This window comes from Micromonospora sp. NBC_01740 (genome assembly GCF_035920365.1).
Lineage (GTDB): Bacteria > Actinomycetota > Actinomycetes > Mycobacteriales > Micromonosporaceae > Micromonospora > Micromonospora reichwaldensis.
Window position 1 is genome coordinate 3,968,983 of sequence record NZ_CP109150.1, and the last position, 23,221, is coordinate 3,992,203.

A 23,221-nucleotide genomic window follows, 5' to 3' on the forward strand; every position below is an offset into this window, starting at 1 on the left:
ATGCGAGTTTCTGTCAGTTGGCTGCGGGAGTACGTCGACCTCCCTGCCGACCTGCCCGCCGGCGACCTGGAGCAGGCCCTGGTCGGCCTGGGCATCGAGGTCGAGTCCGTGGTGGACCTGCGGGAGACCGTCACCGGTGCGCTGGTGGTCGGTGAGGTCCGCGAGATCGAGGAGCTGACCGGCTTCAAGAAGCCGATCCGGTTCTGCCGGGTCGACGTCGGCGACGCCAACGGCACCGGCGAGCCGCAGGAGATCGTCTGCGGGGCGCGCAACTTCGCCCCCGGCGACCGGGTCGTGGTGATCCTCCCCGGCGGCGTGCTGCCCGGCGGCTTCGCCATCGGCGCGCGCAAGACGTACGGGCGCAACTCCCACGGCATGATCTGCTCCGCGCGGGAGCTGGGCCTGGGCGACGACCACGACGGCATCGTCGTGCTGCCCGCGGACACCCCGGCCAAGCCGGGCGACGACGCGCGGCCCGTCGTCGGCCTCGACGACGTCGTGGTCGACCTGGAGATCACCCCCGACCGGGGGTACGCGATGAGCGTCCGCGGCCTGGCCCGGGAGCTGTCGCACGCCCTCGGCGTGCCGTTCCGCGACCCGGGCCTGGCGCCCGCGCCCGGCGGCACCGCCGAGCCGGCCTACCCGGTCGAGGTGCGCGACACCGTCGGCTGCGACCGGTTCGCCGCCCGCCTCGTGCGCGGCGTCGACCCGACGGCGCAGAGCCCCGACTGGATGCAGCGGCGGCTCACCGTCGCCGGCATCCGCAGCATCTCGCTGCCGGTCGACATCACCAACTACGTGATGCTCGAACTGGGCCAGCCGATGCACGCCTTCGACGCCGACCGGATCGCCGGGCCGCTGGTGGTCCGCCGCGCCGAGGCGGGGGAGAAGCTCACCACCCTGGACGGGGTCACCCGCGCCCTCGCGCCCGAGGACATGGTCATCTGCGATGAGACCGGCCCGATCTCGCTGGCCGCCGTGATGGGTGGCGAGACCAGCGAGGTCGTCGCCGGGACGACGAACGTGCTCTTCGAGGCCGCCCACTGGGACCCGGTGATGGTCGGGCGCACCGCCCGCCGGCACAAGCTGTTCAGCGAGGCGGCGAAGCGGTGGGAGCGGGGCGTCGACCCGGCCCTGCCGCTGGTGGCCATCGCGCGGGCGGTCCGGCTGCTCACCGAGCACGCGGGCGGCGCGGCCGGTGACGAGATCCTCGACATCGACCACGTCCGGCCGCCTACCCCGGTCGTCCTGCCGGCCGACCTGCCGAGCCAGCGGATCGGCGTGAGCTACCCGCCCGCGCGGGTGGCCGCCCTGCTGGAGCAGGTCGGCTGCACGGTGGCCCGGGGCGCCGACCGGCTGGCCGAGGACCCGGGCGAGGTCGGCGTGGCCGCCGGCACCGGGGGCGCGCTCAGCGTCACCCCGCCGACCTGGCGGCCCGACCTGACCGACCCGGCCGACCTGGTCGAGGAGGTGGTCCGCCTCGACGGGTACGACCGGGTGCCGTCTGTGCTGCCGACCGCGCCGCCCGGCCGCGGCCTGACCTGGCAGCAGCGCCGCCGCCGGGCCGTGGCCCGGTCGCTCGCCGAGCGGGGGTACGTGGAGGTGCTCGCGCACCCGTTCGTCGCCCCCGGGCTGGCCGACCAGCTCGGCCTGCCGGCCGACGACCCGCGCCGGAGCGCGGTGCGACTGGCCAACCCGCTGTCGGAGGAGGAGCCGCTGCTGCGCACCACGCTGCTCGGCCCGCTGCTCGGCATCGCGAAGCGCAACCTCGGCCGGGGCCAGCGCGACCTCGCCCTCTACGAGATCGGCGCGGTGTTCCACCCGCGTCCCGACGCCGGCCGCCCGCCGGCGATGGGCGTGGACCGGCGACCCACCGACGAGGAGTTCGCCGCCGCAGACGCGGTGGTGCCCGACCAGCCCCGGCACGTCGCCGTCGTGCTGACCGGCGACGTGGAGCCGGCCGGCTGGTGGGGCGCGGGCCGCCCGGCCGGCTGGGCGGACGCCGTGGAGGCCGGCCGCGACGTGCTCGCCGCCGCCGACGTCCCGGTGGACCGGATCGAGGTCCGGGCCGCCGAGTACGCCCCCTGGCACCCCGGCCGCTGCGCCGAGCTGCTGGTCGACGGCACGGTGGTCGGGCACGCCGGCGAGCTGCACCCCGCTGTCGTGGCGGCGCTGGAGCTGCCCCGGCGGACCAGCGCCATGGAACTGGACCTGGACGCGCTGCCGGCCGCCCCGGTGGCGTCCGGGCCGGTCGTCTCGGGCTTCCCCCCGGCGCTGATCGACGTGGCGCTGGTGGTGGACGCCTCGGTGCCCGCGGCGCAGGTGCAGCAGGCCCTCGTCGAGGGCGCCGGTGGGCTGCTGGAGCAGGTGCGCCTGTTCGACGTGTACGCCTCGGAGCAGCTCGGCGAGGGGCGCAGGTCGCTGGCGTACAAGCTCACCTTCCGGGCCCCGGACCGGACGCTGACCGTGGAGGAGGCGGTGGCCGCCCGGGACGCGGCGGTCGCCCGCGCCGCGGAACGCTTCGGCGCCACCCTGCGCGGCGCCTGAGTGACGCCGAGGGCTCCTTCCGCCGGCGCGGGAGGAGCCCTCGGCGTTTCCCGGCTCCACAGGTGGGTGGGAGCGTGATCGGGACCAGTCTCATTCCCATGCAGTCGACTGCATGAACTTGCAGACAGGTGTCGCCGCTTGCTAGCCTCCTCTGCATAGTCATGCGGAGGTGGGGATGGGTATCCGAGTCGCGGTCGCCGGGGCGAGCGGCTACGCCGGCGGCGAGCTGATCCGCCTGGTCGCCGGGCATCCGGAGTTCGATCTGGTCGCCGCCACCGCGCACAGCCAGGCCGGGCACCGGCTCGACGTCGTACACCCGCAGCTCGCCGGCCTGGACCTGGTCCTCGGCGAGACGGACGCGGCGACGCTGGCCGACGCGGACCTGGTCTTCCTGGCCCTGCCGCACGGCCAGTCGGCGGCCCTGGCTGCCCAGCTGCCGCCCGAGGTCCGGGTCGTCGACCTGGGCGCCGACCACCGGCTCGCCGACCCGTACGCCTGGGCCAACTACTACGGCGGCACGCACGCCGGGCCGTGGACCTACGGCCTGCCCGAGCTGCCCGGCCAGCGGGAGCTGATCGCCGGCGCCACCCGGGTCGCCAACACCGGCTGCTACGCCGCCGCGATCATCCTGGCCCTGGCCCCGCTGGTCGCCGCCGGCGCCGCCTCCCCGGCCGACGTGGTGGTCGTCGCCGCCTCCGGCACCTCCGGCGCCGGCAAGGCGGCCAAGCCGCACCTGCTCGGCAGCGAGGTGATGGGCGACCTGTCGCCATACCGCGTGGGCACCCACCAGCACGTCCCGGAGATCAAGCAGGCCACCGGCGCGACCGGCCTGTCGTTGACCCCGGTGCTCGCGCCGATGCCCCGGGGCATCCTCGCCACCGTGACGGCGGTGCCGGTCCGGGGCGTCGACCCGCGGGCGGTGCTCGCCGAGGCGTACGCGGACGCGCCCTTCGTGCACGTCCTGCCGGAGGGGGCCTGGCCGCACACCGCCGCCACCCTCGGCTCCAACTCCTGCCACCTGCAGGCCACGGTCGACGTCGACTCCCGCCGGATGATCGTGCTGAGCGCGCTGGACAACCTCGGCAAGGGCGCCGCCGGCCAGGCCGTGCAGAACGCCAACCTGATGTGTGGCCTGCCGGAGACGACGGGCCTGTCCATCTGGGGAGTCGCGCCGTGAGTTCCGCAGCCACGAACGAAGGACTGGTGCAGTGAGCGTCACGACTCCGCGGGGGTTCCGGGCGGCCGGGGTGGCCGCCGGGCTCAAGACCAGTGGCGCGAGCGACGTCGCGCTGGTCGTCAACGACGGCCCGGACGCCGGTGTCGCCGGCGTGTTCACCGCCAACCGGGTCAAGGCCGCGCCGGTGCTCTGGACGCAGCAGGTGGTGCGCGGCGGCGTCGCGCGCGCCGTGGTGCTCAACTCCGGTGGCGCCAACGCCTGCACGGGCCCGGCCGGCTTCCAGGACACCCACGCCACGGCCGAGCACACCGCCGCCGCGCTCACCGCCGCCAGCCCGCGGCTGATGCTGGGCGCCGCCGACGTGGCGGTCTGCTCGACCGGCCTGATCGGCGAGCGGCTGCCGATGGGCAAGCTGCTTCCCGGCGTACGCTCGGCGATCCGCCGGCTGGCGCGCGACGGCGGCCCGGCGGCGGCCGAGGCCATCATGACCACGGACACCCGGCCCAAGACCGCGGTGGCCCGGGGCAGCGGCTGGACGGTCGGCGGCATGGCCAAGGGCGCCGGCATGCTCGCCCCGGCGATGGCCACCATGCTCTGCGTGCTGACCACGGACGCGGTGGCCGGGCCCGAGGCCCTCGACGCCGCCCTGCGGGAGGCGTGCCGGGTCACCTTCGACCGGATCGACTCCGACGGCTGCATGTCGACAAACGACACGGTGCTGCTGCTGGCCAGCGGCGCGAGCGGCATCGCGCCGACCCCGGCCGAGCTGGCGGCGGCGGTCACCGCCGCCGCCCACGACCTGGCACAGCAGCTCATCGCCGACGCCGAGGGCGCCACCAAGCAGATCGCCATCGACGTGGTCGGCGCGGCGAGCGAGGACGACGCGGTCGAGGTGGGGCGCTCGGTGGCGCGCAACAACCTGGTCAAGACCGCGCTGTTCGGCAACGACCCGAACTGGGGCCGGATCCTCGCCGCCGTCGGCACCACCGCCGCCGCGTTCGAGCCCGACGGGGTCGACGTCGCCGTCAACGGCGTCTGGGTGTGCCGCTCCGGTGCCGCCGCCGAGGACCGGTCGAAGGTCGACCTGACCGGCCGGGACGTCACCATCCGCATCGACCTGCACGCCGGCGCCGCCGAGGCCACGATCTGGACCAACGACCTGTCCCACGCGTACGTGCACGAGAACTCGGCCTACTCGACATGAGCCTCTCCACCGACCTCGCCCGCGCCCAGGTCAAGGCGGCCACGCTGATCGAGGCGCTGCCCTGGCTGGCCCGCTTCTCCGGCTCGACCGTCGTGGTCAAGTACGGCGGCAACGCCATGGTCGACCCCGAGCTCCAGCGGGCCTTCGCCGCCGACATGGTCTTCCTGCGCTACGCCGGCCTCCGGCCGGTCGTGGTGCACGGTGGCGGCCCGCAGATCTCCGCCATGCTCGGCCGGCTGGGCATCGCCAGCGAGTTCCGCGGCGGCCTGCGGGTCACCACCCCGGAGGCGATGGACGTGGTCCGGATGGTCCTGGTCGGCCAGGTCGGCCGGGAACTCGTCGGCCTGATCAACGCCCACGGCCCGTTCGCGGTGGGCCTCTCCGGCGAGGACGCCGGACTGTTCACCGCCGTACGGCGGCCCGCGTACGTGGACGGGGAACCGGTCGACGTCGGGCAGGTCGGCGACGTCGAGTCGGTCGACGTCTCGGCGGTCACCGACCTGATCGGCGCCGGTCGCATCCCGGTGATCTCCACTGTGGCGCCCGACGCCGACGGGGTGCTGCACAACCTGAACGCCGACACCGCCGCCGCCGCGCTCGCCGTCGCCCTGGACGCCCGCAAGCTGGTGGTCCTCACCGACGTGCCGGGCCTCTACGCCGACTGGCCCGACACCGACAGCCTGATCAGCGAGATCACCGTCGACGAACTGGCGGCGCTGCTGCCGTCGCTGTCCAGCGGCATGGTCCCGAAGATGGAGGCGTGCCTACGGGCGGTGCGGCAGGGCGTGCCGGCCGCGCACGTCGTGGACGGCCGCGTCGCCCACTCCACGCTGCTGGAGGTCTTCACCTCGGAAGGATTCGGAACCATGGTCGTGAGCGCGAGGAGTGCGGGAGCGGAGCGACCAAGCCCCGCAGTCGCGAACGGAGGGGGTGCCGTGAGCGCGAGGAGTGCGGGAGCGGAGCGACCAAGCCCCGCAGTCGCGAACGGAGGGGGTGCCGTGAGCGCGAGGAGTGCGGGAGCGGAGCGACCAAGCCCCGCAGTCGCGAACGAAGAGGACGCCGTCAGCGCGCGGAGCGGGCCTGTCAGCTCCGCCGCCGCCAACCAGGAAGGCACGATCGCCGGATGAGCACGCTCGTCGAGCGCTGGGCACAGTCCATGATGGACAACTACGGCACGCCGCCGCTCGCCCTCGTCGCAGGCTCCGGCGCCGTCGTGGTCGACGACGCCGGCCGGGAGTACGTCGACCTCGTCGGCGGCATCGCGGTCAACGCCCTCGGCCACGCCCACCCGGCCGTGGTGGCCGCCGTGTCGAAGCAGGTCGCCACCCTCGGGCACGTCTCGAACCTCTACATCGCCGAACCGCCGGTTGCCCTCGCCGAGCTGCTGCTGGCCCTGGCCGGGCGGCCGGGACGGGTCTTCTTCGCCAACTCGGGCGCGGAGGCCAACGAGGCGGCGTTCAAGCTCTCCCGGCTGACGGGCCGCTCGCACGTGGTCGCCACCCGGGGCGGCTTCCACGGCCGGACGATGGGCGCGCTCGCCCTCACCGGCCAGCCGGCCAAGGCCGACCCGTTCCGCCCGCTGCCCGGCGAGGTGACCCACGTCGACTACGGCGACGTGGCGGCTTTGGAGGCGGCTGTCACCGACGCCACCGCGATGGTGATCCTGGAGCCGATCCAGGGGGAGAACGGCGTGGTGGTCCCGCCGGCCGGCTACCTGGCCGCCGCACGCCGGATCACCGCCCGGCACGGCGCGCTGCTGGTGCTCGACGAGGTGCAGACCGGTGTCGGGCGTACCGGGCACTGGTTCGCGCACCAGGCCGACGGGATCGAGCCCGACGTGGTGACCCTTGCCAAGGGCCTCGGCGGCGGGCTGCCCATCGGCGCCTGCCTGGCCTTCGGTCGGGCCGCCGAATTGCTGGCCCCCGGCTCGCACGGCACCACCTTCGGCGGCAACCCGGTGAGCTGCGCCGCCGCCCTCGCGGTGGTGTCGACCATCGCCAGCGAGGGGCTGCTCGACCACGTCAAGCGGGTCGGCGAGCGGCTGCGCCGGGGGATCGAGGCGCTGGGCCACCCGCTGGTCGACGGCGTACGCGGCGCGGGCCTGCTGCTCGGCGTGGTGCTCGCCGCGCCCGTCTCGAAGGTGCTCGCCGAGGCGCTGCGGGAGGCCGGCTTCCTGGTCAACCCGGTGCAGCCCGGCGTGGTACGGCTCGCCCCGCCGCTGATCCTCACCGTTGCCCAGACCGACGACTTCCTGGCCGCCCTCCCGGCCGCCCTCGACGCGGCGTCCCCGGCCGCCGCCGGCACGGTCCCGGCCCCTGCCTCTGCCCCTGCCCCTGCCGCCTCCGTCCCTGCCGCCGGCTCCGTCCCGGCGGCTGCCGGCGCATCCCCGGCTGCCGCCGCCAGCGCCGCCGACTCTGCACCAGATCTTGGTGAGAAACGGCCCCTCCAGGGGCCGGAACCTACCAAGATCTCGACGCCGCCCACCGCGCCCACCGTGGCGATGTCGAGTACGACGGAGGCGGGGGCGTGATCCGGCACTTCCTGCGGGACGACGACCTGAGCCCCGCCGAGCAGTCGGCCGTGCTCGATCTGGCGGCGCGGATGAAGGCCGACCGGTTCGGTCACCGGCCGCTGGCCGGGCCCCGGTCGGTGGCGGTGCTGTTCGACAAGCAGAGCCTGCGCACCCGGTTCTCGTTCGACGTGGGCATCGCCGAGCTGGGTGGACATCCCCTCGTGGTGGACACCCAGGTCACCCACTTCGGGCGGGGCGAGACGCTGGCCGACGCCGGCCGGGTGCTGTCCCGCTACGTGGCGGCGATCGTGCTGCGTACCCACGGCGACGACCGGATCGCCGAGGTGGCCGACGGCGCCAGCGTGCCGGTGGTCAACGCGCTCACCGACGGCTTCCATCCCTGCCAGCTCCTGGCCGACCTGCTCACCGTCCGCGAGCACTGCGGCGGCACCGCCGGGCGGACGCTGGCGTACGTCGGCGACGCGGCGAACAACCTCGCCCACTCGTACCTGCTCGCCGGAGCGACCGCCGGCATGCACGTCCGGGTCGCCGGGCCGGCGGGCTTCGGCCCCGACCCGGAGGTGGTCGCCCGGGCCGCGAAGATCGCCGCCGGCACCGGGGGTTCGGTGCAGGCGCTGACCGATGCGGTGGCGGCGGTGGCCGGCGCCGACGTGGTCGCCACGGACACCTGGACCTCGATGGGGCAGGAGGACGACGGGCTGGACCGGATCACCCCGTTCCTGCCGTACCAGGTCAACGCCGCGCTGCTCGGGCACGCCGCGCCCGACGCCGTCGTGCTGCACTGCCTGCCCGCGCACCGGGGCGAGGAAATCACCGACGAGGTGCTCGACGGCCCGCAGAGCGTCGTGTTCGACCAGGCGGAGAATCGGCTGCACGCCCAGAAGGCGCTGCTGACGTTCCTCCTCGGGGCCGCGCCCGCCGCCCCGGACGCGGCGGCGCCGGGCGTCGCCGCGACCAGGGAGACACCATGACCGCCCCGCTGACCCGTGCCGCCCGGCACGCCCGCATCGTCGAGCTGATCCGCGACAAGGCGATCCACTCGCAGACCGAGCTGGCCGACCTGCTCTCCGGCGACGGCATCCAGGTCACCCAGGCCACCCTCTCCCGGGACCTCAAGGAGTTGGGCGCGGTCACCGCGCGCGGCGGTGACGGGCGGGCCGTCTACCTCATTCCGGAGGACGGCCACCGGCCGCTGCGCGACGCCGAGGCGGCACCGGCCCGGCTGGTCCGGCTGCTGCGCGAGCTGCTCAACGGGGTCGACGCCAGCGGCAACATCGCCGTACTGCGCACCCCGCCGGGCGCAGCCCACTACCTTGCCAGCGCGTTGGACCGGGCGGGCCTGCCCGAGATCGTCGGCACCATCGCCGGCGACGACACCATCCTCGTCGTGGCCCGCGAGGCCGTCGGCGGGGCCGCACTCGGCGACAAGCTCGCCGGCTGGGCCCGCCGCGAAGAGAACGTCGAAGGGAACACCACACCATGACCGAGCGGGTTGTGCTCGCCTACTCCGGAGGGCTCGACACCTCCGTCGCCATCCCGTACCTGGCCGAGGAGACCGGCGCCGAGGTGATCGCCGTGGCGGTGGACGTCGGGCAGGGCGGCGAGGACCTCGACGCCATCCGGCAGCGCGCCCTGGACTGCGGCGCCGTGGAGTCGGAGGTGGTCGACGCGCGCGACGAGTTCGCCGCCGGGTACTGCCTGCCGGCCATCCGCGCGAACGCGCTCTACATGGACCGCTACCCGTTGGTCTCCGCGCTGTCCCGGCCGCTGATCGTCAAGCACCTGGTGGCCGCGGCCCGCAAGCACGGCGGCACCATCGTGTCGCACGGCTGCACCGGCAAGGGCAACGACCAGGTCCGTTTCGAGGTCGGCCTCGGCGCGCTCGCCCCCGACCTGAGGATCGTCGCGCCGGCCCGGGACTTCGCCTGGACCCGGGACAAGGCGATCGCCTTCGCCGAGGAGAAGGGGCTGCCGATCGACGTGTCGGCGAAGTCCCCGTACTCCGTCGACCAGAACCTGTGGGGCCGCGCCGTCGAGACGGGCTTCCTGGAGGACATCTGGAACGCGCCCGTCGAGGACCTCTACTCGTACACCTGCGACCCGGCGCAGGAACGCGACGCCGACGAGGTCGTGATCACCTTCGACGCCGGCGTGCCGGTGGCGATCGACGGCGAGACCGTCACCCCGTACCAGGCGATCCGGGAGCTCAACCGGCGCGCGGGCGCCCAGGGCGTCGGCCGGCTCGACATGGTCGAGGACCGCCTCGTCGGCATCAAGAGCCGCGAGGTGTACGAGGCGCCGGGCGCGATCGCGCTGATCACGGCCCACCAGGAGTTGGAGGCGGTGACCGTGGAGCGGGACCTGGCCCGGTTCAAGCGCGGCGTCGACCAGCGCTGGGGGGAGCTGGTCTACGACGGCCTCTGGTTCTCGCCGCTGAAGCGCGCGCTGGACGCGTTCATCGACGACGCGCAGCGGCACGTGACCGGCGAGGTACGGCTGACCCTGCACGGCGGCCGGGCCACCGTCACCGGACGCCGCTCCGAGGCCAGCCTCTACGACTTCGGCATGGCCACCTACGACACCGGCGACACCTTCGACCAGTCCCTGGCGAAGGGCTTCGTGCGGCTCTGGGGCCTGCCGAGCGAGATGGCCGCCGCACGGGACGCCCGGTTGGGCGGCTGCTGACCATGACCACCAGAATGGGCGCCGTGGACGACAAGAGCCTGACCGAGAACAGCGCCGCCACCAACCGCACGAGCCTGTGGGGCGGCCGATTCGCCGGCGGCCCCGCCGAGGCCCTGGCCCGCCTGTCGGTGAGCGTGCAGTTCGACTGGCGGCTGGCCCCGTACGACATCGCGGCGTCCCGGGCGCACGCCCGGGTGCTCGCGGGCGCCGGCCTGCTCGACCCGGACGAACTGGGCCGGATCCTCGCCGCCCTGGACGACCTGGAGGCCGCCTGCGCCTCCGGGCAGTTCCGTCCCACGGTCGACGACGAGGACGTGCACACCGCCCTGGAGCGCGGCCTGCTGGAGCGGCTCGGCAGCCTCGGCGGCAAGCTGCGCGCCGGCCGGTCCCGCAACGACCAGGTCGCCACCGACCTGCGGCTCTACCTGCGCGACCACGCCCGGGGCGTGGCCGGTCGGCTGGTCGAGCTGGCCGAGGCCCTGGTCGAGCAGGCCGAGCGGCACGTGGAGACCGCCGCACCCGGCATGACGCACCTGCAGCACGCCCAGCCGGTCACGTTCGGGCACTGGCTGCTGGCCCACGTGCAGCCGCTGCTGCGTGACCTGGAGCGGCTGAGCGACTGGGACCACCGCACGGCGGTCAGCCCGCTCGGCGCGGGCGCGCTCGCCGGCTCCGGCCTGCCGCTGGACCCGGTGGCCGTCTCCAAGGAGCTGGGCTTCCGCACGTCCTTCGCCAACTCGATGGACGCGGTCGCCGACCGGGACTTCGTCGCCGAGTTCCTGTTCGTCACCGCGCTGATCGGGGTGCACCTGTCCCGCCTCGGCGAGGAGGTGGTGCTCTGGACGTCGCAGGAGTTCGGCTGGGTGGAGCTGGACGACGCGTTCGCCACCGGTTCGTCGATCATGCCGCAGAAGAAGAACGCGGACATCGCCGAGCTGGCCCGGGGCAAGTCCGGCCGGCTCGTCGGCGGGCTGATGAGCGTGCTCACCATGCTCAAGGGCCTGCCGATGAGCTACGACCGGGACATGCAGGAGGACAAGGAGCCGGCCTTCGACGCGGTCGACACCCTGGAGCTGCTGCTGCCGGCGCTCGCCGGGATGATCTCCACGATGACCGTACGCGCCGACCGGCTCGTCGCGGCCGCGCCGGTCGGGTTCTCCCTCGCCACCGAGGTCGCCGACTGGCTGGTGCGCCGCAACGTGCCGTTCCGCGACGCGCACGAGATCACCGGCAGGCTGGTGGCGCTCTGCGTGGCCCGCGACTGCGCCCTCGACGAGGTCAGCGACGACGACCTCGCCGCGGTCAGCGAGCACCTCGACCCGTCGGTGCGCGACGTGCTCTCCGTCCGCTCGGCGCTCGCCGCCCGGATCACGCCCGGCTCGACCGGTCCCGGGCCGGTCGCCGACCAGCTCGCCGCCGCCGCCGACAAGCTCGCCACCTGGCGGGAGTGGGCCGCCGAGCGGGTCGTACCCCGCTGAGTCGCCGACCCCGCGCGGCGCCGTCGGCGTCGCGCGGGGTTCAGCCCGCCGGGCGCTCCCGCTTCGGCAGCTTCGCCACCACCGCGTCGTACGAGGCGTCGACCGCCTCGATCAGCTCCTCCTCGTCGATCCCGCCGGCCAGGCGCAGCGTGTTCCAGCCTGCGCGCCCGATGTACGGCGACGGCCGCGCGTCGCCCGGGTGCCGGTGCAGCCACTCGTCGGCCACGTCCCGGCTCGGGCCGCACTTCACCCCGACGGTCGGCTGGTCGCCGCCGGCGGAGCCGAGGAAGGCGAAGATCCGGCTGCCGACCTTCACCACCTCGTCGCCCTCCCACGGCCGGTCGAGCCAGGCTCCCGGCTTCCCCAGGCAGTACGCCAGCATCTCCTCGCGCGTCATCGCGTCCTCCTCGACACCGATCCCGCGCCCAGTCTCGTCCATCGGCGGCGTCACTCGGTGGTGACGGTGCGGGCGGAGAGCCGTTCGAAGCGCTGCTTGGCGGCCTGCGCGCTGCCCAGCCCGAGCCCGTACGCGATCTGCTGCCAGGTCAGTCCGCGGCTGCGGGCCAGCGTCAGCAGCCCCGCCTCCATCGTGTCGACCTCGGCGCGCAGGTGCGGGACGAGGGTGAGCGCCGCGACGAGGTCCGCCTCGTCGACGGGCTCCTCGTCGGGCTCGACCTCGGCCCCGCCGGCGGCGAGGGCGGTGACGAGCGCGACCGCCTCGTAGGCGTCCGGTACGTAGGGGTTGGTGTGTCGGCGGCGCCGCGTCTCGGTGCCGGCGTGCCGCTCGGTGATCCGGTGCAGCGCCTCGTAGGTGCGGTGGGCCCGGGACGCGCCGGCGTCGGGGGCGGTGAAGGAGTCGGTCATGCGAGCACCTCATCACGTCAACGTTACGTTGTCAACGGAATGTTGATAGCTGTCCGGCGTCGGGCGGCGCCGGCGGATAGGGTCGTGCTCGTGGTGGCGTACTCCCAGCGCCGGCCCGCTGACCTCGCGGGGCTGGCCGACCTGCTCGCCGGCCCGGTGGTGCCGGCCGCCCGGGGCCTGCTCGGCTGCCGGCTGACCGCCGGCGACGTGACCGTCCGGATCACCGAGGTCGAGGCGTACGCCGGGACGGCCGGCGACCCCGCGTCGCACGCGCACCGCGGTCGCACCCCACGCAACGCCGTCATGTTCGGCCCGGCCGGGTACGCCTACGTCTACTTCACCTACGGCATGCACTGGTGCATGAACGTCGTCACGGGGTCAGACGGGGAGGCCTCGGCGGTGCTGCTGCGCGCGGGCGAGGTGGTCGACGGCGTCGAGACGGCCCGCGCCCGGCGCCCCGCCGTACGCCGGGACGTCGATCTCGCGCGCGGGCCCGCCCGGCTCTGCGCGGCCCTGGGCATCGACAAGAGCGCCTACGGCCGCTGGCTGCTCGGCGACGGTCCCGTCCGCCTGCGCCCGGCCGACGTGCCGGTGCCCGGCGAGGCGGTCGCCGCCGGGCCGCGCGTCGGCGTCACCGGCGCGCACGACGTGCCGTGGCGGTTCTGGATCGCCGACGACCCGACGGTCAGCGCCTACCGCCGGCACGTGCCGCGTAGCCGCTGACCTGTCCGGGCGCGCCCGCCGCGTGATCGACGTGCAGGGCGTGGAAGGCGTGGCGGCGGCCACCGGCGGTGCCTCCGGTGGCGGAATAGTTGACTCGTCAAACATGTTGTGCGGTGCGTCCGGGCGCCGAAGCGGCCCCGGCCAGGGACAACGCGAGGAGCTGGTCATGCAGTTCGGAGTCTTCACCGTCGGCGACGTCACGGTCGACCCGACCACCGGTCGCGAGCCGACCGAGCATGAGCGGATCAAGGCGATGGTCACGATCGCGCTCAAGGCCGAGGAGGTCGGCCTCGACGTCTTCGCCACCGGCGAGCACCACAACCCGCCGTTCGTGCCGTCGTCGCCCACCACCATGCTGGGCTTCATCGCCGCCCGCACCGAGCGCCTGCTGCTCTCCACCTCCACCACGCTGATCACCACCAACGACCCGGTGAAGATCGCCGAGGACTACGCGATGCTCCAGCACCTCGCCGACGGTCGGGTGGACCTGATGATGGGGCGCGGCAACACCGGGCCGGTCTACCCGTGGTTCGGCCAGGACATCCGCAACGGCATCCCCCTCGCCATCGAGAACTACGACCTGCTGCACCGGCTCTGGCGCGAGGACGTGGTCGACTGGAAGGGCCGCTTCCGCACCCCGTTGCAGTCGTTCACGTCGACTCCGCGCCCGCTCGACGGCGTGCCGCCGTTCGTCTGGCACGGCTCGATCCGCAGCCCCGAGATCGCCGAGCAGGCCGCCTACTACGGCGACGGCTTCTTCGCCAACCACATCTTCTGGCCGAAGGAGCACACCCAGCGGATGGTCGGGCTCTACCGGCAGCGCTACGCCCACTACGGTCACGGCTCCGCCGACCAGGCCATCGTGGGCCTCGGCGGGCAGGTGTTCATGCGGCGCAACTCGCAGGACGCGGTGCGGGAGTTCCGGCCGTACTTCGACAACGCGCCCGTCTACGGGCACGGCCCGTCGCTGGAGGAGTTCACCGCGCAGACCCCGCTGACCGTCGGCAGCCCGCAGCAGGTCATCGACCGCACGCTGGGCTTCCGCGACTACGTCGGCGACTACCAGCGCCAGCTGTTCCTGATGGACCACGCCGGCCTGCCCCTGAAGACCGTGCTTGAGCAGCTCGACCTGCTCGGCGAGGAGGTCGTCCCCGTGCTGCGCAAGGAGTTCGAGTCGCTGCGCCCGGCGCACGTGCCGGCCGCGCCCACCCACGCGTCCCTGCGGGACGCCGCCACCAGCGGCGACGCCGCGGATCGTGCCGGGACGGGAGCGGGCCGATGACCCGCCGCACCCTCGCCGTGGTGTCGGCCGGGCTGGGGCGGCCCTCGTCGACCCGGCTGCTCGCCGACCAGCTCGCCGTGGCCACCCGCGACGAGCTGGCCCGGCGCGGCGACGACGTCGACGTCCGCCCCGTCGAGCTGCGCGAGCACGCCCACGACATCGTCAACCACCTGCTGACCGGCTTCCCGTCGCCCGCGCTGCGGGAGGTGCTCGACACGGTCACCGGCGCGGACGGGCTGATCGCCGTCACGCCGATCTTCCACGCCTCGTACAACGGGCTGTTCAAGTCGTTCTTCGACCTGGTCGAATCCGGCGCGCTCGCGGACCGGCCGGTGCTGGTCGGCGCCACCGGCGGAACGGCCCGGCACTCGCTGGCGCTGGAGCACGCGCTGCGTCCGATGTTCGCCCACCTGCGGTCCGTCGTGCTCCCCACCGCGGTCTTCGCCGCCCCGGAGGACTGGTCCGCCGGGTCCGCCGACGGCGCGCTGCGGGCGCGGATCGTCCGCGCCGGCGGCGAGCTGGCCGATCAGGTCCTCCGGCGGCCGGCGTCCACCGGCCCCGCCGACCCGTTCGCCCTCACCACCAGCTTCGACGAGCTGCTCGGCGGTCGGGACCACTGATCGCCGCCGACCCGCCGACCCCGCCCGGGGCCGGCGGGTCGGGGCACGTCAGCGGGCGTGACCGTACGGGCGGGCCACCAGCACCGGGCAGTGCGCGTGCTGCACGAGGGCCTGGCTGACCGAGCCGAGCAGCAGCCCGGCGAACCCGCCCCGGCCCCGGGAGCCGACCACCACCAGCGCCGCGTCCCCGCTGGCCTCGACGAGTGCCTGCTCGGCCTTCGGCGCCCGGAGCACCCGCTCCTCCACGGCCAGCCCCGGATGGCTGCCCCGGACGGCCGCCGCGGCGGTGGCCAGCAGCTCGGCGGCGTGCGTCTCCGTCGCCCCGTCCGCCGGCGCGCGGTCCGGGGGCTGGACGTGCAACAGCACCAGCCCGTCGCCCCGGCGGGCCGCCTCGTCGGCCGCGTACCCGACCGCCAGCTCGGCGGGCTCCGACCCGTCGACCCCGACCAGCACCGGCCCGGCGACGGGGATCGGCTCCTCGGCGGGGCGCACCACCAGCACCGGGCAGTGCGCGTGGGCGGCCACCTGCGTGCCGACCGAGCCGAGCAGCAGCCCGGCGAAGCCGCCCAGCCCCCGGCTGCCCACCACCACCAGCTCGGCCCGCCGGGACTCCTCGACCAGCGTCGCACCCGGCCCGCCCGCCACCTGGCGTACCTCGACGGTCAGCCCCGGGCAGCGCTCGGCGAGGTCGGCGGCCGTCGTCTCCAACATCTTCTGCGCCTCCTCGGTCGGCGCCGGCAACCCCAGGTCGTACGGGTTGACCGGCACGCCGTAACCGAGCGGATGCAGGTAGCCGTGCACCAGGTGCAGGGGGCGGGACCGCAGCACGGCGGCCCGGGCGGCGTGCTCCGCCGCCAGCAGGCTCGCCGGTGATCCGTCCACACCCACCACCACGGGTCGGTTCATCAGCCCTCCAGAGATCGATCAGGCCATTGTCGACGGGGCACCGCCGACCCGCCGGCATTTGCGTCGACGCCGTCGCGCCGGCCGGGGGAACGGCCGACGCGACGGCGTCGCGGTGCGGTGACCGGATCAGGACGCGTCGGCCCGCTTCGGGTGCCGCACGATCACCAGCGGGCAGTGCGCGTGGTGCAGCACCGCGTGGCTGACCGAGCCGAGCAGCAGCCCGCCCAGCGCGCCCCGGCCGCGCGCCCCCACGACCACCAGCTGGGCCTTCTTCGACTCCTCCACCAGTACGCCGCCCGGGGAGCCCCGGACCAGCCGGTGCTGCGCCGGCACGTCGGGGTAGCGCTCGGCGAAGCCGGCGACGGACTCCGCGAGGGCCCGTTCCTCGTCCGCGGCGTAGGCGTCCAGGTCGTACGCCAGGGGCAGGACGTCACCGGGGCCGACCGGCGTGGGATAGAGCCAGGCCTGCACGGCGAGCAGCGGGGCACCCCGGCGGCTCGCCTCCTCGAAGGCGAACGCGACGGCCTCGAGGGAGCACTCGGAGCCGTCGACGCCCACCACGACCGGGCCGTCGGCGCGCTGCTCCCCGCGCACCACGAGCACGGGGACCTGCGCGTGGGCGGAGACCTGCACGGTGACGGAGCCGAGCAGCAGCCCGGCGAAACCGCCCAGGCCCCGGTGGCCCAGCACCAGCAGGGCGGCGTTCCGGGACTCCCCGAGCAGGACGGGGGTCGCCGCGCCGTCGACCACCACGCCGGTCACCGGCACGTCCGGGGCGGTCCTGGTGGCCTCGGCGATCGCCTCGGCGACGTACCGCTCGGCCTGGTTGCGCAGACCGGCGCCGGCCGGCGCGCCCTCGGCGGCACCGAGCGGGGCGCGCGTCAGGGGCCAGATGAAGGCGTGCACGACCCGCAGCGGACGCTGCCGCTCCGCCGCCTCCCGCGCCGCCACCCGGACCGCGTCGAGCGCGGCGGCCGAGCCGTCCACACCCACCACGACGGGGGCACCGGTGTTGATGGTCATCGACTCCTCCTTCGTCCACCTTCAGCCTGCTTCGTCCGCACGCTACCCGTCAGAGGCGGTCGTCCCGACCAGCGGGACCTTGGTCCCGAATCGCAGGCTGGCGGTCACCGGCCGGGCCGTCCGACACCGGCACGCGCCGCGCGGGCCGACCGACACCGGCCACCGCGTCCGGACCCCGGGTGCCCCCGTCCGGCAGGGGCGCGTCCGCCGGGCCGTCGCCGCCACCCGGGCGGCGGGCCAGCCGCAGCACCAGCCCGGGCAGCACGCTGACGGCGGCGCAGGCCAGCAGCTCCGCCGCGTCGAGCGGCTGCGTGCCGAGCAGCTCCCGCAGCGGCGGCAGCAGCACCCCGGCGACCTGGAGCAGCGCGGAGACCGCCACCGCGACCGGCAGCGCCAGGTTGCCGCGCCGGGCCCCGCGCGGTCGCGGCGCGCGGACCGCGAGCGCCACCCCGAGCTGGGCCAGGCCGAGCACCACGAAGACCACCGACTGCCAGGGCCGGTCCCAGTGCGCGGCGAGCACGCCGGCACCGAGCACCACGGCGGCGATCAGAGCGCCGGTGACCAGCACGTCGCGGCCCAGGCCGGCCCCGAGCACCGACTCCGACGGGGAGCGCGGCGCCCGGCGCAGGGTGCCGGGCTCCGCCGGCTCCGCGCCCAGCGCCACCCCCGGCACACCGTGGGTGAGCAGGTTCACCCAGAGGATCTGCGCCGGCAGCAGCGGTACGGCCAGCCCGAACAGCGGGCCGAGCAGCATCACGGCGATCTCGGCGACCCCGCCGGAGAGCGCGTAGCGCAGGAAGCGCCGGATGTTGTCGTAGATGCGGCGACCCTCACCGATCGCGGCGGCCACCGTGGACAGGTCGTCGTCGACGAGCACCAGGTCGGCGGCCTGCCGGGCGACCTCCGTGCCGCCGCCCATCGCCACCCCGATGTCGGCGCGACGCAGCGCGGGGGCGTCGTTCACCCCGTCGCCGGTCATCGCCACCACGTGCCCCCGCGACTGGAGGCCGGCGATGATGTCGAGCTTCTGCTCCGGCTGGGTCCGCGCGAACACCCGCGCCTGCGGGTGCGCCCGCGCCGGGTCGCCGTCGTCCCCGCGTACCACCGGGTCGCCCTCGCGCCATAGCCCCAGTTGGCCGCCGATCGCCGCGGCGGTGGCCGGGTGGTCGCCCGTGATCAGCACCAGCCGGACCCCGGCGTCGTCGAAGCTGCCCGCGATGTCGGCCGCGCCCGCGCGCAGCGGGTCGCCGACGGCGACCAGCCCCACGGGCCGCAGCCCGACCGGCCGGGCGGGATCGGCCGGCGGGGCGTCCACCACGGCGGACGCGATGGCCAGCACCCGCAGCCCCTCGGCGGCCAGCCGGTGCGCGACGGAGGTCAGCTCGGCGATCTCCTCGGCGGAGGCGTCGACCAGCGGCGCGGCCAGCACGTTCTCCGGCGCACCCTTGCACACCACCAGGTACCGCCCGTCGCAGGAGCGGTGCACGGTGGTCATCCGGCGCAGCTCCTGGTCGAAGGGGTGCTCGGTGACGCGCGGCCACGCCGCGCGGGTGAGCTCCGGGTCGAGGCCGCACCGGCCGGCGAAGGCGACCAGGGCCGCCTCCAGCGGGTCGCCGACGGCGGCCCACTCCGGCCGCTCGTCGGTGGGCGGGGCCAGGGTCGCGTCGTTGCAGAGCAGCCCGGCGCGCGCCAGGCTGCGCAGGTCGTCCGGTACGGCCACCGGCGCGCCCCCCTGGTGCACCGCGCCCTGCGGCGCGTAACCGCTGCCGGTGACGCCGTAGCGGGAGCCGCCGGCGGTGACGGCGTGCTGCACCGCCATCCGGCCCTCGGTGAGCGTGCCCGTCTTGTCGGAGGCGATGACGGTGACGGAGCCGAGCGTCTCGACCGCGTGCAGCCGGCGGGGGATGGCCCGTGCCCCGGCCATCCGGCGGGCGCCGAGGGCGAGGGCGAGGGTGACGACCGCCGGCAGCGACTCGGGCACGGCCGCCACCACGAGGCTCACCGCGGTGACCGCCATGTCGGCCACCGGCCGCCCGCCGACGACGCCGATGACGAAGACCAGCCCCGAGAGCACCACCGCGGCGAAGCCGAGCACCCGACCGAGCGCGGAGAGGCGGCGCTGCAACGGGGTGGCGGCGGGCCTGGTGGACGCCACCAGGGCGGTGATCCGGCCGAGCGCGCTCGCGGCACCCGTGCGTACCACGGTGCCGGTGGCCCGCCCGGTGGTGACCACGGTCCCCGCGCTGGCCTCCTCGCCCACGGCCCGGGTCACCGGCACCGACTCCCCGGTCAGCGCCGACTCGTCGACGCTCAGCCGGGCCGCCTCGGCGAGCAGCAGATCCGCCGGGACCACGTCGCCGGCCTCGACCCGCACCAGGTCACCACGGACGAGGTCGGCGGCGGGCAGGACGACGTCCCGGCCGTCCCGGACGACCCGGGCGGTGGGCGCGGCGAGCTGGTCCAACGCGGCGATCGCCCGGTCGGCGCGGACCTCCTGCACCACACCGATGGCGGTGTTCACCAGCACCACCAGCACGATCACCGCGGTGTCCGGGTAGTCGCGCAGCACGGCGGTGACCACGGCGGCGGCCAGCAGCAGCGCCACCAACGGGTCGCTGAGCTGGTGCAGGACGCGCCCGCCCAGACGGCGCCGGGCCGGCGCGACCGCCGCGTTCGGCCCGTCCGCGCGCAGTCGGACGGCGGCCTCCGCCGAGCTGAGCCCGGCCGCCGGCCTGGTCGACGTGTCAGCGGGCACCGGTACGCCCCCGTGGCCGCCGTTCTCCGCACCGTCCCACATCGCCCTCCGCCCTGCCGGCGCCGTCGCGGCGCACCGTCCCGATCCCACCCTCGTCCCGCCGGACGGCACCGGCCAGGGGAGTTCCGCCCGACTGACCCGGGACCAAAGGCCCTGCCGCCCACGGTCGGCGCGCGGGTGCGACACCGATCCGGCAGCGCCACCGGGCGTCCCGGCCAGCGGTCCGGTGCGACGCCGATCCGGCAGCCCCACCGGGCGTCCCGGCCGGCCGGGCGGCCAGCGGCCCGGTTGTCGGTGGTCGGCCCTATCCTCGGGCCCGTGACCGCCGAGCTGCGCCTGCGCCCCGTCCGCGACGACGACCTGCCCCACTTCTTCGCCCACGAGCAGGACGCCGAGGCCAACTGGATGGCCGCCTTCGGCCCGGAGGACCCGGCCGACCGGGAGCGCTTCGACGCCCACTGGCGCCGCGTGCGCGCCGACGAGCGCAACGTCCCGCGCACCGTGGTCGTCGGCGACGAGGTCGTCGGCCACGTGGTCGCGTTCCCGGCCGACGGGCGCACCGAGGTCAGCTACTGGATCGACCCGCGACGCTGGGGCCGGGGCCACGCCACCGCGGCGCTCGCCGCGCTGCTGCGCGAGCTGCCCCAACGGCCGGTGCACGCCCGCGCCGCCAAGGACAACCGCGCCTCGCTCGCCGTGCTGCGCAAGTGCGGCTTCGTCGTCATCGGCGAGGACCGGGGCTACGCCAACGGCCGGGGCACCGAGGTGGAGGAATGGGTGCTGGAGCTGGCCGGCGACTGACCCGCCCGCCGCCCGCCGGGTCACCGCATCCGCGCGAGCACTACTCTCGCGGGGTGAACTGGCTGGAACTGATCGGCTGGACCGGCTCCGCGCTGCTGGTCTGGTCGCTGCTGCAGACGCGCATCCTCCGGCTGCGTGCCCTCAACCTGGTCGGCTGTCTGATCCTGATCGGTTACAACGCCGCCGTGCAGGTCTGGCCCATGGTCGGGCTGAACGTCGTACTCGCCGTGATCAACGTCTGGTACCTGCGGACCATGCTCGCCACCCGCCACGACGAGGCCACCTACCAGGTGGTCGAGGTCGGCGTCGACGACCAGTTCCTGGCCCACACGCTGAGTGTGCACGCCGCCGACATCGCCCGGTTCAACCCCGGCTTCCGCTGGCCGCCCGGCACCGCCGCCGAACGCTCGGCCTTCCTGGTCGTACGCGCCGACGAGGTGGTCGGCGTGGTGCTGTCACACGCCGAGGCCGACGGCGTGGCGCAGGTCGACCTCGACTACGTGACCCGGCGGTTCCGGGACTTCACCCCGGGCGAGTTCGTCTACCGGCGCAGCAGCCTCTTCACCGACCGCGGTTTCCGTCGGGTGATCACCCCGCCCGGCATGGTCGCCCCGTACTACCACCGGCTGGGTTTCCGCCCCGAGGGCCGCTCGTACGCCCTCGACCTGCCCGCCCCGCCGGTCGCCGGTCGGATCTGATCACATCCCGCCCGGGGCGAGGATTCGCCGGCCGGTCCGGTGGGCACAGAGTGCCCTACGCCGGCCGGGGCCTTCGGCCGGCGGTGCCCGTCGTGCCGGCGGGCACCTGTCCCGCGTGAGGAGAGCCGGGCGTGCAGAGCATCTGGACCCAACTGGCCCTGGTCGGCGTCCTGGTCGTCCTCAACGCGGTCTTCGCGGGCAGCGAGATGGCCCTGGTCTCGCTGCGGGACAGCCAGATCCAGCGGCTGGAACGCACCAGCCGGGCCGGACGGGTGCTGGCCCGCCTCGCCAAGGACCCGAACCGCTTCCTGGCCACCATCCAGATCGGGATCACCCTCGCCGGCTTCCTGGCCTCCGCCGCGGCGGCGGTGTCGCTGGCCAAGCCCCTGGTACCGCTTCTCAGCGCGTTCGGCGGCGCCGCCGAGACCGTCGCGATCGTGGCGGTCACCCTGGCGCTGACCTTCGTCACCCTGGTCTTCGGCGAGCTGGCCCCGAAGCGGATCGCCATGCAGGCCGCCGAGCGGTGGGCCCTGCTGGTGGCCCGCCCGCTCGACCTGCTCTCCTCCGTGACCCGGCCGGCCGTCTGGGCCCTCGGCGCCACCAGCGACCTGGTGGTACGCCTCGTCGGGCTCAACCCGAAGCACGAGCCCGACGAGATCGGCCCCGACGAGCTGCGGGACATCGTCGCCGGCAACCACGGCTTCACCAAGGAGCAGCGGACCATCATCGCCGGCGCCGTCGAGATCGCCGACCGCCAGCTGCGGGCGGTCCTCGTACCCCGGTTGCAGGTCTTCACGCTCGACAGCGGCACCACGGCGGAGGCCGCGCGGCTGCTGCTGGCCGCCACCGGCCACTCCCGGGCGCCGGTGGTCCGGCACGGCGGCCTCGACGACGCGGTCGGCGTGATCCACCTGCGTGACCTCGTGGGCGTCCCCGAGGACCGGCCGGTCGACGAGTGCGCCCGCCCGCCGATGCTGCTGCCGGACTCCCTGCCGGTGGTGGACGCGCTGCGGCAGTTCAAGGCCGAACGCCAGCACATCGCCCTGGTGGTGGACGAGCGGGGCGCGGTCGACGGGATCGTCACCCTGGAGGACATCCTCGAGGAGATCGTCGGGGAGATCTACGACGAGACCGACCGGGACGTGCGCTCCGTGCGCACCGAGCCGGACGGTGCCCTGCTGCTCCCCGGCACCTTCCCCGTGCACGACCTCGTCGATCTGGGCGTCGAGCTGCCCAGCCGGCCCGGCGGCGACTACACCACCATCGCGGGCCTCCTGCTCGCCTGCCTCGGCCACATCCCCACCGTGGCGGGCGAGAGCGTCGTCGTGGACGGCTGGGAGCTGGAGGTGACCCGCATCGACCACCGCGCCATCGTCGGGGTCCGGCTGCGCCGGGGGGCCGAGCCGGCGCCCGACGAGGCCGAGGCCGTGCTGGACGAGGCCCGGGGCTGACGCGCCCCCGCTGCCGCCTTGCGGCCGGCGCCGTCACGCGCCTCGGCGGGTCAGGCCGGGTAGAGGTTCTGCAGCCGGACCTGGCCGCGGGCCACGAGCCGGGCGTCGGCGTCGGTGATCTCCACCTGCCAGAGCTGCTGGCTGCGCCCCCGGTGCACGGGGGTGCCCACGGCGGTCAGTTCGCCGTCGCGGACCGCGCGCAGGAAGTCCGTCTGGTTCGACACGCCCACGACGCGTCCGCGCTCGCCGAGCCACAGCGACCCGCCGATGCTGGCGGCCGTCTCGACCACCGAGCAGTACACGCCGCCGTGCTGGATGCCGAACGGTTGGTGCAGCTCGGGGCGGACCTGCCAACGGATCACCACCCGGTCGCCGTCGACCTCGTCGAGCTTGAGGCCGAGCAGGGCGACGAAGCCACCCGTCAGATCCGGCATGTCCACGGCGTTTCCCTCCTTGATCACGACCCCGCCAGCC

The 23,221-nt window shown here is 75.1% G+C and carries 20 protein-coding genes and 1 pseudogene; 15 read left to right on the plus strand and 6 right to left on the minus strand.

What is annotated here, in order from left to right; translation table 11 throughout:
• From pheT to argH, 9 genes and pseudogenes are all read left to right on the plus strand, one after another.
• Positions 1 to 2,547, plus strand: coding sequence for a phenylalanine--tRNA ligase subunit beta (pheT, locus tag OG989_RS18475; RefSeq protein WP_327027781.1), 2,547 nt, complete (start codon positions 1 to 3; stop codon positions 2,545 to 2,547).
• Positions 2,548 to 2,722: 175 nt separating this feature from the next.
• The gene (argC, locus tag OG989_RS18480) at positions 2,723 to 3,724 is read left to right on the plus strand and encodes an N-acetyl-gamma-glutamyl-phosphate reductase (RefSeq protein ID WP_327027783.1); all 1,002 of its coding nucleotides are present in this window, start codon (positions 2,723 to 2,725) and stop codon (positions 3,722 to 3,724) included.
• A 31-nt stretch (positions 3,725 to 3,755) separates the two neighbouring features.
• Positions 3,756 to 4,928 (plus strand): bifunctional glutamate N-acetyltransferase/amino-acid acetyltransferase ArgJ, encoded by a 1,173-nt coding sequence (gene argJ, locus OG989_RS18485; protein WP_151454077.1) that lies wholly within the window; start codon positions 3,756 to 3,758, stop codon positions 4,926 to 4,928.
• Positions 4,925 to 5,809: pseudogene (gene argB / locus OG989_RS18490) on the plus strand (acetylglutamate kinase); the annotation flags it as partial. The gene argJ and the pseudogene argB, both read left to right, overlap by 4 nt.
• A gap of 242 nt (positions 5,810 to 6,051) precedes the next feature.
• On the plus strand, positions 6,052 to 7,458 hold the full coding sequence (locus OG989_RS18495) for an acetylornithine transaminase (protein WP_327027785.1): 1,407 nt from the start codon (positions 6,052 to 6,054) through the stop codon (positions 7,456 to 7,458).
• Complete coding sequence (argF, locus tag OG989_RS18500) at positions 7,455 to 8,432, plus strand: ornithine carbamoyltransferase (RefSeq protein WP_311414715.1); 978 nt, start codon at positions 7,455 to 7,457, stop codon at positions 8,430 to 8,432. The genes OG989_RS18495 and argF overlap by 4 nt, the downstream gene beginning before the upstream one ends.
• Positions 8,429 to 8,944, plus strand: a complete 516-nt coding sequence (locus OG989_RS18505) for an arginine repressor (protein ID WP_151455547.1) — start codon at positions 8,429 to 8,431, stop codon at positions 8,942 to 8,944. Before argF ends, OG989_RS18505 begins: the two co-directional genes overlap by 4 nt.
• Positions 8,941 to 10,146, plus strand: coding sequence for an argininosuccinate synthase (locus OG989_RS18510; RefSeq protein ID WP_327027786.1), 1,206 nt, complete (start codon positions 8,941 to 8,943; stop codon positions 10,144 to 10,146). Before OG989_RS18505 ends, OG989_RS18510 begins: the two co-directional genes overlap by 4 nt.
• A 14-nt stretch (positions 10,147 to 10,160) precedes the next feature.
• On the plus strand, positions 10,161 to 11,624 hold the full coding sequence (argH, locus tag OG989_RS18515) for an argininosuccinate lyase (RefSeq protein ID WP_327031194.1): 1,464 nt from the start codon (positions 10,161 to 10,163) through the stop codon (positions 11,622 to 11,624).
• A 40-nt stretch (positions 11,625 to 11,664) separates the two neighbouring features.
• Here argH and OG989_RS18520 read toward each other — a convergent pair whose 3' ends face one another.
• Positions 11,665 to 12,021: an MmcQ/YjbR family DNA-binding protein gene (locus OG989_RS18520; protein WP_132240196.1), complete on the minus strand. Its 357-nt coding sequence runs from the start codon at positions 12,019 to 12,021 to the stop codon at positions 11,665 to 11,667.
• 50 nt (positions 12,022 to 12,071) lie between these two features.
• Positions 12,072 to 12,488: a DNA-binding protein gene (locus tag OG989_RS18525; RefSeq protein WP_327027787.1), complete on the minus strand. Its 417-nt coding sequence runs from the start codon at positions 12,486 to 12,488 to the stop codon at positions 12,072 to 12,074.
• 93 nt (positions 12,489 to 12,581) lie between these two features.
• Between OG989_RS18525 and OG989_RS18530 the strand changes: the two genes are divergently transcribed.
• The 3 genes from OG989_RS18530 (at position 12,582) to OG989_RS18540 (ending at position 15,113) form a co-directional block, all read left to right on the plus strand.
• Positions 12,582 to 13,211 carry a DNA-3-methyladenine glycosylase gene (locus OG989_RS18530; protein WP_442791954.1) on the plus strand — a complete coding sequence of 210 codons (630 nt, stop codon included), beginning with the start codon at positions 12,582 to 12,584 and terminating at the stop codon, positions 13,209 to 13,211.
• Positions 13,212 to 13,377: 166 nt separating this feature from the next.
• Positions 13,378 to 14,493 carry an LLM class flavin-dependent oxidoreductase gene (locus OG989_RS18535; RefSeq protein ID WP_132240199.1) on the plus strand — a complete coding sequence of 372 codons (1,116 nt, stop codon included), beginning with the start codon at positions 13,378 to 13,380 and terminating at the stop codon, positions 14,491 to 14,493.
• On the plus strand, positions 14,490 to 15,113 hold the full coding sequence (locus OG989_RS18540; protein ID WP_327027789.1) for an FMN reductase: 624 nt from the start codon (positions 14,490 to 14,492) through the stop codon (positions 15,111 to 15,113). Before OG989_RS18535 ends, OG989_RS18540 begins: the two co-directional genes overlap by 4 nt.
• A 48-nt stretch (positions 15,114 to 15,161) precedes the next feature.
• Here the strand turns inward: OG989_RS18540 and OG989_RS18545 are convergent, their stop codons facing one another.
• From OG989_RS18545 to OG989_RS18555, 3 genes are all read right to left on the minus strand, one after another.
• Positions 15,162 to 16,019, minus strand: a complete 858-nt coding sequence (locus OG989_RS18545) for a universal stress protein (RefSeq protein WP_327027790.1) — start codon at positions 16,017 to 16,019, stop codon at positions 15,162 to 15,164.
• A 126-nt stretch (positions 16,020 to 16,145) separates the two neighbouring features.
• A complete protein-coding gene (locus tag OG989_RS18550; protein ID WP_327027791.1) occupies positions 16,146 to 17,042 on the minus strand; it encodes a universal stress protein in 897 nt (298 codons plus the stop codon).
• 49 nt (positions 17,043 to 17,091) lie between these two features.
• Complete coding sequence (locus OG989_RS18555) at positions 17,092 to 19,839, minus strand: cation-translocating P-type ATPase (RefSeq protein WP_327027792.1); 2,748 nt, start codon at positions 19,837 to 19,839, stop codon at positions 17,092 to 17,094.
• Positions 19,840 to 20,115: 276 nt separating this feature from the next.
• Here OG989_RS18555 and OG989_RS18560 point away from each other — a divergent pair, with 276 nt between their 5' ends.
• From OG989_RS18560 to OG989_RS18570, 3 genes are all read left to right on the plus strand, one after another.
• Positions 20,116 to 20,598 (plus strand): GNAT family N-acetyltransferase, encoded by a 483-nt coding sequence (locus tag OG989_RS18560; protein ID WP_132240206.1) that lies wholly within the window; start codon positions 20,116 to 20,118, stop codon positions 20,596 to 20,598.
• A 53-nt stretch (positions 20,599 to 20,651) separates the two neighbouring features.
• Positions 20,652 to 21,296, plus strand: coding sequence for a YgjV family protein (locus tag OG989_RS18565; RefSeq protein WP_151455540.1), 645 nt, complete (start codon positions 20,652 to 20,654; stop codon positions 21,294 to 21,296).
• Positions 21,297 to 21,427: 131 nt separating this feature from the next.
• Positions 21,428 to 22,747, plus strand: coding sequence for a hemolysin family protein (locus OG989_RS18570; protein WP_327027795.1), 1,320 nt, complete (start codon positions 21,428 to 21,430; stop codon positions 22,745 to 22,747).
• 50 nt (positions 22,748 to 22,797) lie between these two features.
• Here OG989_RS18570 and OG989_RS18575 read toward each other — a convergent pair whose 3' ends face one another.
• Positions 22,798 to 23,205 carry a PaaI family thioesterase gene (locus tag OG989_RS18575; RefSeq protein WP_327031195.1) on the minus strand — a complete coding sequence of 136 codons (408 nt, stop codon included), beginning with the start codon at positions 23,203 to 23,205 and terminating at the stop codon, positions 22,798 to 22,800.
• Positions 23,206 to 23,221 lie beyond the last annotated feature (16 nt).